The organism is Pseudoalteromonas aliena SW19, from assembly GCF_014905615.1.
Taxonomy (GTDB): Bacteria; Pseudomonadota; Gammaproteobacteria; order Enterobacterales; family Alteromonadaceae; genus Pseudoalteromonas; species Pseudoalteromonas aliena.
This window is the reverse complement of record NZ_AQGU01000026.1, coordinates 296,932-314,122: the sequence shown is the minus strand read 5'-3', so window position 1 is coordinate 314,122 and position 17,191 is coordinate 296,932. Positions and strand designations below refer to the sequence as shown.

Annotated in this window: 17 protein-coding genes, 1 tRNA gene and 1 pseudogene; 13 read left to right on the top strand and 6 right to left on the bottom strand. The window is 38.1% G+C overall.

Going from position 1 to position 17,191, the window contains the following annotated elements; translation table 11 throughout:
• Window positions 1-41 precede the first annotated feature (41 nt).
• The 10 genes from PALI_RS12690 to PALI_RS12645 all read left to right on the top strand — a co-directional run bounded on the left by PALI_RS12690 (window position 42) and on the right by PALI_RS12645 (window position 8,722).
• On the top strand, window positions 42-632 hold the full coding sequence (locus PALI_RS12690) for an SPOR domain-containing protein (RefSeq protein ID WP_193156075.1): 591 nt from the start codon (window positions 42-44) through the stop codon (window positions 630-632).
• A gap of 131 nt (window positions 633-763) precedes the next feature.
• Complete coding sequence (locus tag PALI_RS12685) at window positions 764-1,357, top strand: DUF4402 domain-containing protein (RefSeq protein WP_077537184.1); 594 nt, start codon at window positions 764-766, stop codon at window positions 1,355-1,357.
• A 34-nt stretch (window positions 1,358-1,391) separates the two neighbouring features.
• Window positions 1,392-1,838: a DUF4402 domain-containing protein gene (locus PALI_RS12680; RefSeq protein WP_193156074.1), complete on the top strand. Its 447-nt coding sequence runs from the start codon at window positions 1,392-1,394 to the stop codon at window positions 1,836-1,838.
• Between the two features lie 14 nt (window positions 1,839-1,852).
• A complete protein-coding gene (locus PALI_RS12675; protein WP_193156073.1) occupies window positions 1,853-2,683 on the top strand; it encodes a fimbrial biogenesis chaperone in 831 nt (276 codons plus the stop codon).
• 89 nt (window positions 2,684-2,772) lie between these two features.
• Complete coding sequence (locus PALI_RS12670) at window positions 2,773-5,682, top strand: hypothetical protein (protein WP_193156072.1); 2,910 nt, start codon at window positions 2,773-2,775, stop codon at window positions 5,680-5,682.
• Between the two features lie 236 nt (window positions 5,683-5,918).
• Window positions 5,919-6,575: an SPOR domain-containing protein gene (locus PALI_RS12665; protein WP_193156071.1), complete on the top strand. Its 657-nt coding sequence runs from the start codon at window positions 5,919-5,921 to the stop codon at window positions 6,573-6,575.
• A 51-nt stretch (window positions 6,576-6,626) separates the two neighbouring features.
• Window positions 6,627-7,220, top strand: coding sequence for a FlgO family outer membrane protein (locus PALI_RS12660; protein ID WP_193156070.1), 594 nt, complete (start codon window positions 6,627-6,629; stop codon window positions 7,218-7,220).
• Window positions 7,221-7,232: 12 nt separating this feature from the next.
• Complete coding sequence (locus PALI_RS12655) at window positions 7,233-7,910, top strand: FlgO family outer membrane protein (RefSeq protein WP_193156069.1); 678 nt, start codon at window positions 7,233-7,235, stop codon at window positions 7,908-7,910.
• A gap of 8 nt (window positions 7,911-7,918) precedes the next feature.
• Window positions 7,919-8,578: a FlgO family outer membrane protein gene (locus PALI_RS12650; protein WP_138586590.1), complete on the top strand. Its 660-nt coding sequence runs from the start codon at window positions 7,919-7,921 to the stop codon at window positions 8,576-8,578.
• Window positions 8,579-8,647: 69 nt separating this feature from the next.
• A tRNA-Arg gene (locus tag PALI_RS12645) sits at window positions 8,648-8,722 on the top strand.
• A 199-nt stretch (window positions 8,723-8,921) separates the two neighbouring features.
• Here PALI_RS12645 and PALI_RS12640 read toward each other — a convergent pair.
• Window positions 8,922-9,473 (bottom strand): ADP-ribosyltransferase, encoded by a 552-nt coding sequence (locus tag PALI_RS12640; RefSeq protein ID WP_193156068.1) that lies wholly within the window; start codon window positions 9,471-9,473, stop codon window positions 8,922-8,924.
• A 126-nt stretch (window positions 9,474-9,599) separates the two neighbouring features.
• Window positions 9,600-10,406: a hypothetical protein gene (locus PALI_RS12635; protein WP_193156067.1), complete on the bottom strand. Its 807-nt coding sequence runs from the start codon at window positions 10,404-10,406 to the stop codon at window positions 9,600-9,602.
• Between the two features lie 471 nt (window positions 10,407-10,877).
• Here PALI_RS12635 and PALI_RS12630 point away from each other — a divergent pair.
• From PALI_RS12630 to PALI_RS12620, 3 genes and pseudogenes are all read left to right on the top strand, one after another.
• A pseudogene (locus PALI_RS12630) lies at window positions 10,878-11,099 on the top strand (Mobile element protein); the annotation flags it as partial.
• A gap of 140 nt (window positions 11,100-11,239) precedes the next feature.
• The gene (locus PALI_RS12625; RefSeq protein ID WP_193156065.1) at window positions 11,240-12,214 is read left to right on the top strand and encodes a transposase; all 975 of its coding nucleotides are present in this window, start codon (window positions 11,240-11,242) and stop codon (window positions 12,212-12,214) included.
• Window positions 12,215-12,793: 579 nt separating this feature from the next.
• Window positions 12,794-13,096: a hypothetical protein gene (locus PALI_RS12620; RefSeq protein WP_193156064.1), complete on the top strand. Its 303-nt coding sequence runs from the start codon at window positions 12,794-12,796 to the stop codon at window positions 13,094-13,096.
• An 18-nt stretch (window positions 13,097-13,114) separates the two neighbouring features.
• On the opposite strand, the gene PALI_RS12615 is transcribed toward PALI_RS12620, so the two are convergent.
• The 4 genes from PALI_RS12615 to PALI_RS12600 form a co-directional block, all read right to left on the bottom strand.
• Window positions 13,115-13,711, bottom strand: coding sequence for a DUF4303 domain-containing protein (locus PALI_RS12615; protein ID WP_138586414.1), 597 nt, complete (start codon window positions 13,709-13,711; stop codon window positions 13,115-13,117).
• A 115-nt stretch (window positions 13,712-13,826) separates the two neighbouring features.
• Complete coding sequence (locus PALI_RS12610; RefSeq protein WP_193156063.1) at window positions 13,827-14,759, bottom strand: DHH family phosphoesterase; 933 nt, start codon at window positions 14,757-14,759, stop codon at window positions 13,827-13,829.
• Between the two features lie 141 nt (window positions 14,760-14,900).
• On the bottom strand, window positions 14,901-16,349 hold the full coding sequence (locus tag PALI_RS12605; protein ID WP_193156062.1) for a dihydrolipoyl dehydrogenase: 1,449 nt from the start codon (window positions 16,347-16,349) through the stop codon (window positions 14,901-14,903).
• 54 nt (window positions 16,350-16,403) lie between these two features.
• Window positions 16,404-17,132: a glutathione peroxidase gene (locus PALI_RS12600; RefSeq protein WP_077537196.1), complete on the bottom strand. Its 729-nt coding sequence runs from the start codon at window positions 17,130-17,132 to the stop codon at window positions 16,404-16,406.
• Window positions 17,133-17,191 lie beyond the last annotated feature (59 nt).

Sequence of the window (17,191 nt, the reverse complement as noted above, 5' to 3'; positions counted from 1 at the left end):
TTTGCTTTAAATTGGTACGTTTACGCTGGGTGGAAAAGCAATTGAAATTTATATTATACATATCACTTTTATTACTTTTTCTTGGTGGGTGTAGTAGCCAAACTGATGATGTTTCTGAGCTAGATGATGTCGTTCGTATGGAGCAAATAAAGCCTTATTTAGATCAATGGGATAATAATAAAAGTAAAATCAATAGACTCAGTGAGATAGAAGGTGATTTACTGATGTTGATTAAAGCACTTTCAATGCAAACTAATTTAGATACACTCCCAGATGAAATGCGCACTGAGGTTAATTTAGTGCAGCATAGCGCCGTAGAGAAAAAAACCAATACGCTGAGTAACACAGGTGTTATTGAGGAAGATATTGCGTCTATGTATGGGGTTAAATTAGGAAGTTATTTAAAGCAACAAAGCGCATCAAACACGGTTGTTAAATTAAAACAAAGTTATCCTAATATATTTAATGTATTTCAATACCGAGTACAAACAGAGTCTAAAAGTAATACGCAGCTTTATAAGTTGATTGCTGGACCATTTAAAAATAAACAAGATGCATACTATTTTTGTAAAATTATTTCGCGAATTAACTTATCTTGTAAATTATCTCCGTTTGAGGGAATAATAATTTAAGCAAAAAGTTTAATTATTTACGCTTATTGATAAAATATACCGATAAATACTAAATTTATAATGATATTGGTCGATACTTAATCTAACCTGATTGTTATGGTTACGTAAGTTAACAACTAATAGGAATATCTATGAATCAATCAATTAAAATAGCCTCAATTGCTACTGCACTGTCACTAATCTCACTTAACGTGTCAGCTGAAACTGCGAGCTTTAACGCGGGCGTAAAAGTACAAAATGCGTTTACTTTTACTAAAACAGCAGACTTAGACTTTGGAACGATACGCGCTACCGCTGATACAGCGGCGACAGAAACAGCCACTTTAGTTTTAGCTGCAAACCCAGCAACCGCTGCTACAACAGCATCTACTGATGCGACAGCAGCAGAAATTGCAGTATTAGCTGCGGGCTCACCGGCTTCGTTTTCAGTATCAGGTGTTTCACCATTTGCTACGCTTAGCATTACCGGTACCGGTATTACAGGTGCAATTTCACCAGTAACCGCACCTGCAGGAACGGCTGGTTTTACTCTAGGTACGCCAACGTATTATGTACTTACAGGCGCTACACCTAACAGCGTAGCGACAACGACCATCCAAGTTGACTCAACAGGTGCTGCAACATTTAATGTAGGCGCAACGCTTACTACAGACGCTACAACGCCAGCTAGTGATTATATTGACGGTGATTATAGTGGTACATTCACATTATTACTGGATTATTAAGAAATATTGCCTGCTTTAACACGCAGGCATTTTTATGATAAAGCCTATCTTACTACTAAGTGCGTTTTATAGCGTAAACGCACTTTCTCAGGTAACCGTTTTAGAGCCACTTAGCTTTGGCACAATTGTGGTTGTTGAAAACACACCAAGCAGCTCAGTCACATTACTACCAAGCGGTACTAGCTCTGGAACAAATATACACATAATGCGAAATGGATACCCTGCAGAACTGCTATTTGAGGGATTTGGGGCACGCGTTCAAATAAATATTACAGACTCAGGAGTTCACCAACCGCTTACTCGAATCAATGGCGGGACAGCGTTTACACTTGATAATATAATTTATGCTAATTCGATAGTCACAAATGCCTATGGCATGGCCACTTTAAAAATAGGTGGACAACTAAGTGCTAGCGGCGATGGTCAGCTTTACTTAGATGATAATTATTCAACAACCGTTGAAATAACAATTGCCTATTAAGAGAAATAATCACAATGAAGTTATTAAAGTTTTTTATTTTAGTCGTCTATGGCTGCCAGTTATTAATTAGTTTTTCGAGCCATGCAGATTTACTTATTTCCCCTACAAGGGTGTCTTTTGATGAACGCCAAAGAGTGGCTAAAGTAATCGTAATAAATAACGGTGATGAATACAGAACTTACCGTTTGTCATGGCAAGAAAAAACCGCTAAACCAGAAGGGGGGTATATTACTCACCCTAGCGATCAGATAAGTCCTACTGCGCTTAGTAGCATGGTGCGCATGAGTCCATCACAAGTGCGATTAGCGCCAGGGGAGCGTCAAATAGTTAAACTTGCCTTACGTAAACCCAAAAACTTAGCAGATAAAGAGTATCGCTCGCATTTATTATTCCAAGCATTACCAAACGAAGATAAAAGCAAATCGACAAAAATGGGCATTAAAATCAACATGATTTTAAGTTACTCAATACCCGTTATTTTGCGCCAAGGTGCAATACAGCCTCAAGTTAGTATTGAGGCAATCGAGCTGGTAAAAAATGAGCAAAATAACGCGCTGCTTGTATCACTAGCACGAAAGGGTAACTACAGCGCTTTTGGTAAAGTAGACGCTTTTTATAAAGCAAATAATGCGAGCGAAGAGATTAAGGTATCTATGCTAAGTGATTACAGTATTTACGCTGAAGTACCTTTAGCTAAGCTAACACTCAACTTCTTTGAAAAAAATGTAATTAGTGGTGCTGGTAAATTACGGATTGTATATTCAGGCCTTCGAGAGTATCAAGGTGTAATATTTGCAGAAAAAACCGTTAATCTAAACGCTAATTCAGTGGGATTACTAAACTGATTTTATTCAAACGTTATACATTAGTTATTGGCTTAGTACTTTTTGTATTAGGCTTTGCAGCACATGCAACGCAAAATAAAACCGATGTTTTGTATAACACTCTGTTTAACATTGAAAAAAAATGGGAAAAAGTAACCGAAGAGCAAATTAATGACATTGCTAAAGTAAATACAGGTTCTATTACAAATGACTTTGAAGCGCAAAATATGGGGATCCCAGTAGGTGAACTGTTGTTTTTCTCAGCGTATTTACGCAAATATTATTTAGGCGAGTTAATTGCTATAAAAAGCGAAAATGGCGCATGGATTGAACTAAATAGCGTGTTTGAGCAGCTTAATTTTGCAATCACTGTTAATAACGAAAGTTTAACTGCAAAAGGTTGGTTTATTTCCCCTAATAATCAATTTGAGATGAACCTAAATGAGCAAAAAGTATTTGTTAATGGGGTGACTTACTCACTCAATGAGCAAGATTATTATATTGATGCTGGCGATATATTTATTGATTATGAGCAGCTTAATGCGTGGTTTGCATTAAAGCTTAAACTTGATTTTAATTCTTTAGAGCTGTATTTAGACCCTCAAGTGAAACTACCCATTGAACAAAAGCTACAACGAGAGCAGCGAAAGTTTAATGCTAGCTTAGATCACTTAGTCCCTACCTTGCCTTGGAAAGCGAGCCCTTATCAAGCAAGTTCAAACCCCGTGGCCGATTTACAACTTAGTTACTCTGCTACCAAAAATAATACTTCCTTAAACTACTCTATTTTAGGCTCGCAAGACTTAGCTTATGTTAATGCTGAATATTACCTAGCAGGAAGAGAAGGGAACTTAATTAGCGACTCTCGTTTGTCGTTTAGTCGGCAAGACACACACGCTAGCTTACTTGGGCCTCTTGGCGCTACAAATGTGCAGTTTGGTGATGTACTTGCTACTCAAATAGGCAGCAACTTTAGCAGTTATTATGCGCGTGGCATTAAGATTAATAACAAACCGCTATACAAAAAAGTAAATAACAATCAAATAAATCTAACGGGCGCTGTTCAAGCCGGTTGGGATGTTGAGCTTTATCGAAATAAAATATTGATAGATCAACAACTGAGCTTACCTGACGGGCGTTATTTGTTCGAAAATATAGATTTACTCTTTGGTGCAAACACCTTTGAATTAATTTTTTATGGCCCGCAAGGCCAAGTAGAGCGAAAAGTTGAAGAATACTTAGTTGATGGCAATAGCTTAGAAGAAGGTGAAGGTTTTTACGAAGTCTCACTCACTCAAGAAGGTGAGCAATTACTTAACCATTCAACATCAGTTAATGCTCAGGATGGGTGGTTACTGTCAGGGCGTTATGAGCGCGGGATCACTGATAATTTATCGGTTTATTCTGGGCTATCTACGCTTAGTAGCGACGATGGTGACGACGAACATCGCTATGCGCTTGGTTCAAATTTGAGCATTTTTAATAAAGTACTCGTTAACTTAGACTATGAACAAAACAATAATCGCGAAGACGAACTCGAAATTGCAGTTAGAAGTGAATTTGCAGAGCAATCAGTGCGTTTTAGCATGCGTAAAGCATCACAGCTTTTAAATAAAAACCTCAAAGATGGCCCTCTCGATGACTCAAGTACTTACGAGTTATTTGTATCGGGTAATGTAATGCAAAATGAATATGGCCGTTTAAGCTATCAAAATACTGCGTCACATATCACTAACGACACACAAGACAATGTATTAAGGTTGGGTAATATTTTAAATTACTCAATTGCAGGGTATTCATTTAATAACAGTTTACAGTGGGCCGATAACGATCGATTTTTTGGCAGTAGCTTGTTACAAAAGCGTTTTGGCCGAATTAGCACGCGTTTAGGAGTTAACTACTCTTTAGAGCCTGAGGGGGAAATTACAAGCTACGAAACCGAATTTAGCCGCTCGCTTTCTCCCAATTTACAAGCAGAGCTAAAATTAACTCACCAGTTAGATGATAATATTAAATACGCTGAACTTGGATTAAATTGGCAGGCTAAATTGTTTAGCATTAATAGTAATTTTAATTACGACAGTGAAGATAACTGGCGTGTTGGTTTATTTGGCCGCTTTAGTTTGGGCTACGACACTGTAAATAATGATTACTTTTTAAATCGGCGTAGTTTGGTTCAGGCCGGCTCACTTATGGTGCATGTATACCTCGATAACAATAATAACGGTATATTTGACCAAGATGATGAAAATATTGAAGGCGTTAAAGTAAAAGGGCTACAAAATTATCGTACAGGCCTTAGTGATGAAAACGGTATTGCTTTGCTCTCCGGTATGCCCGCTAATTTAACTACCGATATTGTTATTGATACAGATAGCTTGCCTGATCCCTTTTATATTGCAGCCACAGAAGGATTTTCAATCACCCCACGTGCAGGCTTTGTTGAATACATGGAAATACCATTAAATAATAGCAGTGAAATAGAAGGAACTGTTTACAAGCAAACTGGCGATACCAGTGAAATTGAGCCTTACGCAACCGTTAAGCTTTTAGATAAAACGGGTAAAGAGGTTGCGCAAACTCAAGCTGCCTACGACGGCTATTATTTATTTACTGACTTACGCCCAGGGCAATATAAAGCAGTCATTGATGATGAGTTTAAAGAGCGAAAATCACTAAAAAACACACAACAGATACAGGTTGATTTATCAGCAAAAGGGGATGTGTTAGTTGGCGTTGATTTTACGTTAAAAGAAAAAGCACAAACGCAGGGCTATATTGCTAATATTGGTGACTTTTCGTCATTAGCAATACTTAAAACATACTATCAATTGATTAAAAAAAATGTATCGGGCGTTGTAAAACAGAGCCCTTTTTATGTGAAAGATACCGTTTTAAATCGCTACGTATTAGCGCTTGCTTACGATAAAACAGAGTCTGTGATGCTCAAAGATGCGTGCCTAAACATAGCCGAAAAAGGATTAAGTTGTACTGTGCAGGCGCAGCGTATTAACCACTAATGGCATAACTTAACCTGAACTCTGGATAATAAATCTATCTCGAGCAGCTATTTTCAGCGCTAATTGCGTTGAATTTACTTGCAATAGATTCGCTATTGACGCGTAAATTCATCTTGTTTTCACTGAAAATCACTGACTAGAGAAAATAAATTTAAATATCACCATAATTCAATATGTTAGTAAATCTCTTAACCAGAGTTCAGGTTAACTTAAAACAATTCATAGGAAATAATAACATGCTAAAAAAACAGTTAATGAGTTTGTTAGGCCTAACTTTAATAATGTTGTCGGGGTGTAGCAGTACTGCTGAGCCACAAAAAAAAGTAGCCCCGCAGCTCAATAACCAAGCGGAAGTCGTTATTACTTCTGATGAGTTGGCTGAGCTTAAAGCATCAGCAAAGCAGTGGCAGCAAGCCAAAGCCGGTGTTGAGCGTTTATTGGTTATAGAGCAAGACCTAAAGCTATTAATAAAACAACTAACCTCAGTAGCACAAGAGCAGCAATCAGCAGCCGCTGCGCAAAAAAGTGAAAGTAAAATAGCGATGAACAGCTCGCTTAATCCAGAACCAATAGCTCCACCGGCCCCCATACAGCCAACAAAAGCACAGCCAATAAAGGTGCAGCCTCTCTTCGCGCTTCAGGTTGCCTCGGTAACAGATCAAACCCGATTACCACAAAGCTTTGCTAAAATAAAAGCGACGGCACCCACTATATTTTCAGGTAAAGTCGCTGCGAATGTCGAAAGTGTCAACGTAAATGGCACCACGTTTTATCGGCTAAAGCTTGGTGCATACATAAAGCAGGAAAACGCCGCTAAAGATTGTAATAAACTAATGCAATACCAAGTCATGTGCATTGTTAGCCACTACACAGAGCAATCATTAAAAATGTAAATCGGCATAGTAATTGCTTTGTAATTGTCATGTTTTTAGAGGATGGCAACTATGCGCCTTTTACTACCCTTATTATTTGTAAACTTAACCGCATGCAGCTTAACGCCAGAGCCTGAGCCGAGTATAAGTACCGACGCGGCAAAAGCAGCGATGGCTCCTTATACCGTAAACCAATATGTGAATAACTTGAGTATTCAGCTCAGCCACATAAAAGAGCCTTATAAAAGCACTGCATTTATAGCGGTAACAAGTTTTTATTTAGCTGACGCACTGGATTCAAAACTTGCCGATGGGCAAGGCGCAGGTTTAAGCCAGCAAATTCAAGAAAGCCTTATCACGCAGTTTACGCAGCTAGGCTATAACACCATTGAATACCGACTTGAAAATAGCCTTAATTTGTCCAGCAATGCCGATTCTATTTTAAGTCGAGATATTAGCCGGTTACAGCAACGTCAGAATATTGACTTTGTGATCACCGGTACATTAACACGCCAGCAGCATGCCTATATTGCTAATGCCCGCATGGTAAATGTAAAAACGGGCCACGTTGTCTCTGCCGCCACAACAGAAATTCCAATTAATGTAATGTGGGGCAATGAAAAAATACAACAACGCGGTGATTACATATACCGTAGTGAATACTAATTAGGAGCCAATATGAAACGTTTATTATTAACTTTATTTTTGCCACTGGGCTTTGGTTGTACACAAGCAATAAACAACAGTACGCAGATAACAGACGATGCTCCGGCGTTTTTTGAGCCACAACGTGCTGTTGCAGCACCGAGTGAAAATGGCTCAATGTATCAAAGTAATATTGCTGTTATGAACAAACAAAGCCAAATAAATACCAATATACGTAAAAACATTAATCATTATGTACGTGGCATCATGCAGGATATGGCTGAAAACCTACAGTACGTAAACACAAAAACGCCGCTAGCAGTTTCAAGTTTTATATTTTTAGATCATGATTATAACGATGCTACTTTGTTAGGTAATCAAATAGCCGAAAGCTTTATGCACGAGCTGCATAATTTTGGCGTCCCCGTTATTGATTTTAAAACCACTGACTACATGCGCGTAACGCCAAGCGGAGATTATGTATTTAGCCGTGATTATTTAGAGCTTAATCAAGATCAAAACTTTAGCTATGTATTAGCGGGCACCTTGGTTAACCATCAAGGCGGAGTACTGGTCAACGCACGAATAGTCGGGCTTGAAAGTAAAGCGGTTGTAGGCTCAGCGCAGGGCTTTATTCCACAACCTGTGATAGATGCACTCAATAGTAGTCGTAGCAAAGATGGCTTGATGCTCAAACAAGCAAGTAAGTGAGGTTACTGATGACTAATCTAGTTAAGAAACTTATTTGTATAGCGGGCGTATCCCTATTAATTTCGGGGTGTAATTTATTACAAAGCCAGCCAAATAAAGTCACAACAGAAACGCAGCAAAGCACCACTAATAATTACGATTTTAGCCAAATGCTACAACAAGTTGAAAACGATAAAGTAGATGAGTACAAAGACTCAAGTCAGTTTATCCCAAGTAAACATCATAAAATACTAGCCAATTATGTAGAACAAATGGCGCTCGATTTAACAGAAACAATGCGTATTGAGCAAGGTATATCAATTGCAGTTGCATCGTTTGTTGATTTAGATGCCACGCTTAAAACAACGAACCAACTAGGTAATCAATTATCAGAAACGTTTATGCACCAACTGCAAAAATTTGGGTATAACACGGTAGACTTTAAAACAGCAGATTTGATTACGGTAAACAATCAAGGCGACTTTGCTTTTTCGCGTGATACGTCAAAACTGGCAAAAAATAATATCGCGAGTCATATATTATCAGGTACATTGATTTATCGTGAAAATGGCGTGGAAGTCAATGCGCGTGTAATTAATGTTCAAAGCAAACGTTTAGCGGCCAGTAGCCGAAAATTAATACCACTGTATGTACTAAATAAAGAAGATATATACTTATCAAGCAATTAACTTCATTCGGTGCTTGATATAAAAAACCAGATACCGTTATAATTCAACTCATTAAGCACACCGCTTTGTGGCCTCTTAGTTAAATGGATATAACGGCCCCCTCCTAAGGGGCAGTTGCAAGTTCGATTCTTGCAGGGGCTACCAATTAAATCAATGAGTTACGAATTTTAGCTTCTTCTTTTTAATTTCTGTGTAGCACATATGTAGCAGAGTAAATTGAAGTTTAAGAATTTAGCGCTGTCCTTTTTTATTAAAGTACCCAAATTACATTCAGGCTGTTTTGTGCCATGAGCAGACATTGAAGATTCTTAATGTATGAAGCCAAAATTTGATCCCATTAGCTTTATGTAACTTGCCTAATAATATAGTCAATTTCATCACATCGAGTCAAAGTGTTGATAAAGCTTGAACCTCTTGGCAATATAACCTCTTGAATATCTATAGAATAATCATCAGAGTATAAAGCTATATCACGGCCATTCAAATGTTCAATTTTAAACAAAATGCACTCAGGATCTGCCATTGTAATCTCATTAGGAAATTTCAATGTACTTAAATAAGCTTTTTCAAATACTTCTTCATAACTATCTAATTTTTCCTTTTCTTCAAGTAGAGGTAAAGTCCATCTAAAAACATATTTCCCTCGGTAAATTGGGAGATTTTTAATTGCTGAATCTATTAATTTAATTATAAAATTATTCGTATCACCATCCCGTAGAGCCTTATTTATCTCCTTGTATAATGGTGGGTGACAAAGCGTATATGCGTAGAGTGCAATGGCCTCATCTTTTATTAATTTAACTTCTTGATTTACCTTACTATGGTTTAATTGCACCATATTCCAGAACTGATCATAAGTGGCTACTTTGAGTAGCCTTTTTAAACTAGACTGCATTACTTGTTAAATATTCTCTAAAAGCATCTATTGAGCTTGGACGATGTTAATTACCAACATTGGGTTTATGTTTAATTGAAAACTAGAAACAATGACAGATATGTTTATTTAGTAAAGACAATATATTTAGAACAAACCTGCTATTTTTCCAACAAGGCCTGAAATTATAGCTATGATAACAACAACAGACCATAACCAATGATCTCTCACGTACTCAATGAGCGCTTTAGGGTGAATTCCATACTGATCTTGCCAAGAAGCATTGGTGATTAAAGAACCATCAATAGTTCTTTCAAATATATTCGACATACAATCAATTTTCCGTAACGTCGAACGATGTAATTGAACATATTCCCCAGCCTCAAAAGCATCCGCCTCTTCCTTTCCGGTCAAAGCATCTTTATCAGTTATTTTGTTTAATTCGACAATAGCTAGAAATCGACCTGCTTTACTGTGACCCACGTACTGGCGACCAAATAGTGATATAAGTGCTCGAGCCAAGTCAGTTTTTTTGTCGTCTTGTATTTTGTACGGGTCGCCACCTAGAGCTTGAAATCTATGTTCAATTGCTGAAAAACCATATGCGCCATCACGCATATTCCAATGAACAAAGTGAAAAGTCTGCCTGTATTTTATGAATTCAAAAAACTCTTCAAGCATTTTTTTTTCAAGTTCATCGTATCGAGCAGGTATATCATTTATTGAGATATCACTTCGTTCTGCAATTTTATGAACAGAGAAACTTTCTGTTTGAGCTGTTTTTAAATTTCTAACAGCAATAGATGTAACTCTTGGAGTTCTTCCATCTTTAATGTCATAAAACGACTCACAAGAATAGTGTATCAGTAGAACCTGATCCGATTTTTCGTACAAGGAAATCATTTCTTGCCGTGTTTCTTTCCTTTTTTTTATTCTTAGCAGCTCAGAGGCCATCTAAATTCCCTTATATTTTTAACTACTTATTCTATGTCATTTTAGCAGTACACGAGACTGTAGAACGACGGTGTCGCATACTTAAATAATTTCACCAACAATTACCAATGTAAACAATATATTAAAATATATCAAAGAATACGGTATGCTATTCGTTAGCAAAACGACGATTAATAATATTATCGAACAGAATTAGGCTTCTACTCATCAAAAGAGCTCAAAGCTAAATATGAAAGCGAGAGTGATTGTTATTTTATTCAGTACAGTTATTTACAGAACTCCAAGTAAGACCCTTTTTGCCATTCTGGCAATGATAAGCTAAAGGTAATTTTTTTGCTTAATCTGGTGTTTGATAAGTGCTAAAGCTCAATAGTTAGCTTTAGCTAATAACAATGACACCCATTCTAATTTTTGCACTTTGTGAAACGAAGTACTAGTCTTTGTTTAGTGCAAAAACCAGCAGGGTGTCACATGGCTATCGCAAGAAAGCGTCAAGTAAGTTTGGTTGATACAAAGTATTATCACTGTATATCACGTTGTGTTCGGCGTGCTTTTTTGTGCGGTGAAGACTATTTTACTGGTCAATCTTACGAACACCGCAGAGGGTGGGTTGAAGACAAACTGCTTGAGTTAGCTAAGATATTTTGTATAGACGTCTGTGCTTATGCTGTTATTAATAACAATGACACCCATTCTAATTTTTGCACTTTGTGAAACGAAGTACTAGTCTTTGTTTTAATAACAATTAATAACAATGACACCCATTCTAATTTTTGCACTTTGTGAAACGAAGTACTAGTCTTTGTTTAGTGCAAAAACCAGCAGGGTGTCACATGGCTATCGCAAGAAAGCGTCAAGTAAGTTTGGTTGATACAAAGTATTATCACTGTATATCACGTTGTGTTCGGCGTGCTTTTTTGTGCGGTGAAGACTATTTTACTGGTCAATCTTACGAACACCGCAGAGGGTGGGTTGAAGACAAACTGCTTGAGTTAGCTAAGATATTTTGTATAGACGTCTGTGCTTATGCTGTTATGAGTAACCACACCCATTTAGTCCTGTATGTTGATGATAAAAAAGCGAATAGGCTGAATGATAAAGCGATTGTTATTCGCTGGCACAAGCTGTGTAAGGGCACTGTACTTACGCAAAAGTACATACAGGGTGAGAAGCTAAGTAAAGCTGAACTTATCTTTTTTAATCAAACAGTAAAGGAATACCGAGAACGCCTATCAATTATTAGTTGGTTTATGAGGTTATTAAATGAAGACATTGCGCGCAGAGCAAACAAAGAAGATAACTGCACAGGTAGGTTCTGGGAAGGGCGGTTTAGGTCACAAGCACTTCTTGATGAAGCCGCATTGGTAGCTTGTATGGCGTATGTCGACTTAAACCCAATCAGAGCTAAAATGGCTAACACCCCAGAAGAATCTGACCATACCAGCGCCCAACTACGCTTAACATGTGCAATGGAAGGAAAACAACCAAAACAACTTCTCCGCTTTGCAGGCATGCCACGTCAAATAATGCCAAAAGGACTCCCGTTTGAGCTTAAATCGTACCTTGAACTTGTTGAATTAACAGGGCGTTGTATACGAGAAGATAAACGCGGGTATATTAAAAGTACACACTTACCCTTACTCGAAAGGGTTAATGTTTCCCCTGAAAACTGGTTAAAACTCACCACACAATTTACGCGCGTATTTCATGGTGCAGTAGGGAGACCCACTTCACAATCAAGTTACTGTGAAAACTTAAAGCGTAAACGGCGAACAAATATTAGCAACTGCGAAAAGCTACTGGCATAAATTAAAAACCATTCAATAAAAGTTAAAACTGCAATTATGCAGTCATTTTCATGCGCGTAATTTAGGTTTAAGAGTGATAATGACTTATTTAATGTGTGCTTTGTGAATAATAATACAAAAAGAGGTGAATTCTTGGTCAAAAAAGTAAATTTAATGACACAATACTATTTGTACAACTAGAGTGGCTGTCCTGTTTAATCATGTTCAATGTGCCATTATTTTGATCTGCTTACTTGGTATACATTATTATGCTCGACGTGAAATAATTCTGAAGAAAACAGATGAAAACTTAGCTACAAACATTGTACAAATTGCATTTGTTTTTTCAGTATTATTAACCTCACTTACAGTCACTATAGTCTGGGCTATAACGGAATCGGCAAGTGTTAGCTTATTTATAGTTTTGTTTGTTGTTTTTTGGAGCAACATACATGGTTTGCTTAAAATATGGAGAGATAAGAGGTGCGACTAGTTAAGCCTCTTTGTACTATGGGTATCATACTTTTTAGTCAGTCTGCAGTTGGGGGGGATGTATATTTTGATGTGGGCAAAGCGACTCCTTATCTTAATGTTTGCTCCTTGAAAAATAATTTATTTGAGAGTAACACTGTTGTCGATTTTACTAATGATATACTAAGTAAAATTTATCACTCATCTGAAGAGTCAAAAAAGAAAGTTGTTGCTTTAGGTGCTAATGAATACTTTGATCAGCTAAGTTATCAATCTGCGCTTGGTGTTACTCAAGAGTATGAACTGTATACTTTGCCAAGGTGCGAGCGCTTTGCAGTCAATCTTTTAATGAAGCTATGCCCTGATAAAGCGAGTAAATTATCAATCCCAATATCAGGGGCTACATGTGAAAAAGCAAAGCGGTATTTTTAATAAAAATTATCGCTCTTGTTACATATTCTCAAATTCTGCCATTACTAATTGCTCTACTTTATTGCGGCTGGCAATCATTGTCTCAAAATCTGTTTTAACACTTTCTAAAACAGCGGGCGGATTAATGCGCTTGATTCTTTCAAATTGAACGGCTTCGGTTTCATCATATGCAAGTATTGCTAAGGTGACTTTGTTACGATTAATGCCGTTTGTAAACACGCCTTCGGTGTCGAGACGAATTAACACACGTTCTAATGCTTGTAACCATTGTTGCCAGTGCTGTTGTGATTGTTCATCAGTTACACTGAAATCTGTATCATTGAGTTCATAGCAAGCTTCTTCAGTGCTGGTAAAGTATTCAGAGTAGGTTTCAAGTGAAGGAAAGTCATCCGGATTCCATTTTGCCAATAAAAAGTCATCCTCTTCGTTATCGTATTCTTCTTCAAAGACTTCTTTTAAATCGGATAAAGTATTAAACATTGGCAGCAGGCTGTAGCTTCCAGTGTGATAAAACCCGAGTACATAAAGATCGTGACCGTGATCGTGTACAATTTTAGTGAATCCTGCTTTCGCATCTAAATATAGGGTTTGTTCAAAGTTTTCTATATTGTTCATCAAAATAATAACTCCTTTTAAGTGGGTTATTATTCTATAAATATATGAGGTGTTTTGCGAGGTCTATGTTTTACATAATAGCCAGAACACGCCCCAGCTATTATGGTGTTATTGACTAACCATCACTTGTAATTGTATTAATTAATTCACTTAATACCGTTTTGGCTTGGTTTGTTTCTACTTGGCAAGTACCTGCATTTAAATGCCCGCCACCATTGTATTTAAGGCACAGTTCGCCAACATTGGTGTTTGAACTGCGGTTAGTGATTGATTTACCAATCGCGTACACAATATTTTGCTTTTTAAGCCCCCACATTTTATGAATCGAGATATTGCAGTTAGGGTACATGGCATAAATTACAAAGCGGTTGGTGGCATAAATAGTTTCTTCTTTAGTTAAATCAAGCACTACTAAATTGTTATGGACTGCAGCGCAGCGGCTTATTTGTTCTTTTGCCTGTTGATTATGTTCGTTATACAAAGCAACGCGTTCGGCTACGTCTTCCATTTGTAGTATTTTCTCAATGCTTTGATCTTTGCAGGCGTCAATGAGTTTCATCATTAATTGGTAGTTTGAAATTTTAAACTCGCGAAAACGACCAAGGCCAGTGCGTGCATCCATAATAAAGTTCATTAATACCCAATCTGTTGGGTTTAATATTTCGTCTTTTGAAAACTGAGCTGCATCACCTTTGTCTACCGCTTCCATCATTTCTGTGGAAATAGTTGGAAACTTTTCTACGCCGCCATAGTAGTCATACACAACACGAGCAGCCGATGGGGCGAATGGGTCGATAATATGGTTTTTAATGTCGCTTGAGTTACGAACGGTTTCGCTTAGGTGATGATCAAATGCAATGTGGCAGCCTGCAACGTAGGGGAGGTTAGTGGTGATATCGTTTTCGGTAATATCTATTTTCCCATCTTGCATGTCTTTTGGGTGAACAAATACAATGTCGTCTATTAGGTCTAAGTCTTTGAGCAGTACGGCGCATACTAGGCCATCAAAATCGCTGCGAGTGACTAGTCTAAATTTATTATTGGGCATGGCTGTTCCATTTTTTTAATTGAGATATCAATTGAGTGTAACAGCTAATATTTTTTTTGAGAGATCTGCTTAAAAAAAACACACAAAAAGCCAAAGTAAACACTTTGGCTTTTGTTAGAGCGTGTCTATGTGGTAAATGGTTTATGCGCCAGGGCCACATTCCATACAGTGGTTAATAATATCAGGGCCAAATTTAAGTTTGGCGTTTAGGTCGCGCAGTGCGGTGCGTAACCCTTCTTCGATAACAGGGTGGTAGTATGGCATATCGAGCATTTGTGGTACGGTCATTTTATTTTGAACGGCCCATGCTAGTAAATGTGCAATGTGCTCTGCTTGTGGACCAATAAACTCAGCACCTAAAAATAAACCAGTGCCTTGCTCTGCGTAAACACGCATGTGGCCTTTATTTTTAAGCATTACTCGGCTACGGCCTTGGTTTTCAAAGCTGACTTCACCTACTTCAAAACAACCACATTCACCTAAGCGGTCGGTGATGTTTTTGTAGCTTTCGCCTACCATTGCTATTTGTGGGTCGCTAAATACCGCTGCAATTTGAGCTCTACGCAAGCCTATTCGTACATCTGGAAAGCGCCCTGCATTTTGTCCTGCAATAGTACCTTGATCAGATGCTTCATGTAGCAGTGGGATCATGTTGCTAGCGTCACCCGCTATAAATATGTTTGAGTCGCCACATTGCATAGTGCGTGCATCGGCAATGGGTACGCCACGTTCATCAAGCTTAATGCCGGTGTTTTCAAGCCCAAGCTTGTCTACGTTAGGTACTCGGCCTGTGGCTGCAAGTACGTAGTCAAACTGTTCGGTGTGTTTCTCACCTTGTTTGTCGGTGTAAGTTAGCTGTGCTTTGTCGCCAACTTGCATCATGTCAGATACGTTTGAGTCGGTATCTACAAAAAATTCTTGAGCAAAAACTGTGTTTGCGTAGTCTCTTACTACAGGGTCGGTAAGTGGGCCAATTGCGCCGCCTACACCAAATAGTTTTACATTTACGCCTAGTCGGCTAAGTGCTTGGCCAATTTCTAGACCTATAACGCCTGGGCCAAATACAGCAACAGATTCTGGTAGGTCATCCCAATCAAATACGTCGTCGTTTATAACCAGTTTATCGCCAAAATTATTAAATACGCCAGGGTATGAAGGGCGAGAGCCCGTTGCTATTACAAAGCGCTTAGCGGTAATAATTGTATGATCGTCGATTTGTACGCGATTAGCGTCTAAAAATTGTGCGTAACCACGAATTTTATCATCATCGGGTAATTCATCTACGGCTTCCACTACAAATCCAGCAAAGCGATCGCGTTCACTTTTAACGCGTGCCATAACTGCCTTACCGTCAATGATAGGCTTTGAGCTATGTACACCAAATGCAGGGGCCATTTCAATTGAATGAGCAGCTTCCGCTGCGGCAATCAATAATTTGCTTGGCATACAACCAACACGGGCGCATGTTGTGCCGTAAGGGCCTGATTCAATCATTAATACGTTTTGTGTAAACTGTTTAGCATTACGATAAGCACTTAAACCAGCAGTACCAGCACCTATAACAACAACATCGGTTTGCAATTCTTTCATAGCGTTTTCCTTTAATAAACAGAGGCTTTAAAGCCCCTGTTAATTTTTACTTAATTAAGCAAAGTATTTTTCTAAATCGTCTGAACCGCCAATGTGTTTACCACCAATAAATATTTGTGGAACAGTCTCACGACCAGATATTGCTTTAAGACTTGTTAGTGATGCGCCTGAGCCCATCGTGATCTCTTCGTATGCGAAGCCTTTTTCTGTTAGTAGCGCTTTCGCTTTTTTACAGAATGGACAGCCAGGTTTAGTAAATATGCTTACAGGCTCTGGTTTAGCTTGCTTAGGGTTAATGTAGTCAAGCATTGTATCTGCGTCAGATACTTCAAACGGGTCGCCTGGTAAATCTGGTTCGATGAACATTTTGTCAATCACACCATCTTTAACTAGCATAGAGTATCTCCAGCTGCGCTTACCAAAGCCTAGGTCGTTCTTGTCTACTAACATACCCATGCCGTCAGTAAATTCGCCGTTGCCGTCTGGTAATAAAGTAATGTTTTGCGCTTCTTGATGCTCAGCCCATGCATTCATTACAAAGGTATCGTTTACTGATAAACATACTATTTCGTCAACGCCATTTTGCTTAAGTACACCCGCTAATTCGTTGTAACGTGGTAAATGAGTTGATGAACATGTTGGTGTAAATGCACCTGGTAGTGAAAACACGACAACGGTTTTACCTTTAAAAATGTCATCAGTTGTTACTGATTTCCATTCGTCATTTTGACGAGTTGCAAATGTAACGCTCGGGATTGTTTGGCCTTCAATATTGTTTAACATAGTTTTTGTTCCTCTTGATTTGTTGATAGCCATTATGGCGAACAATTAAATATAGTTCC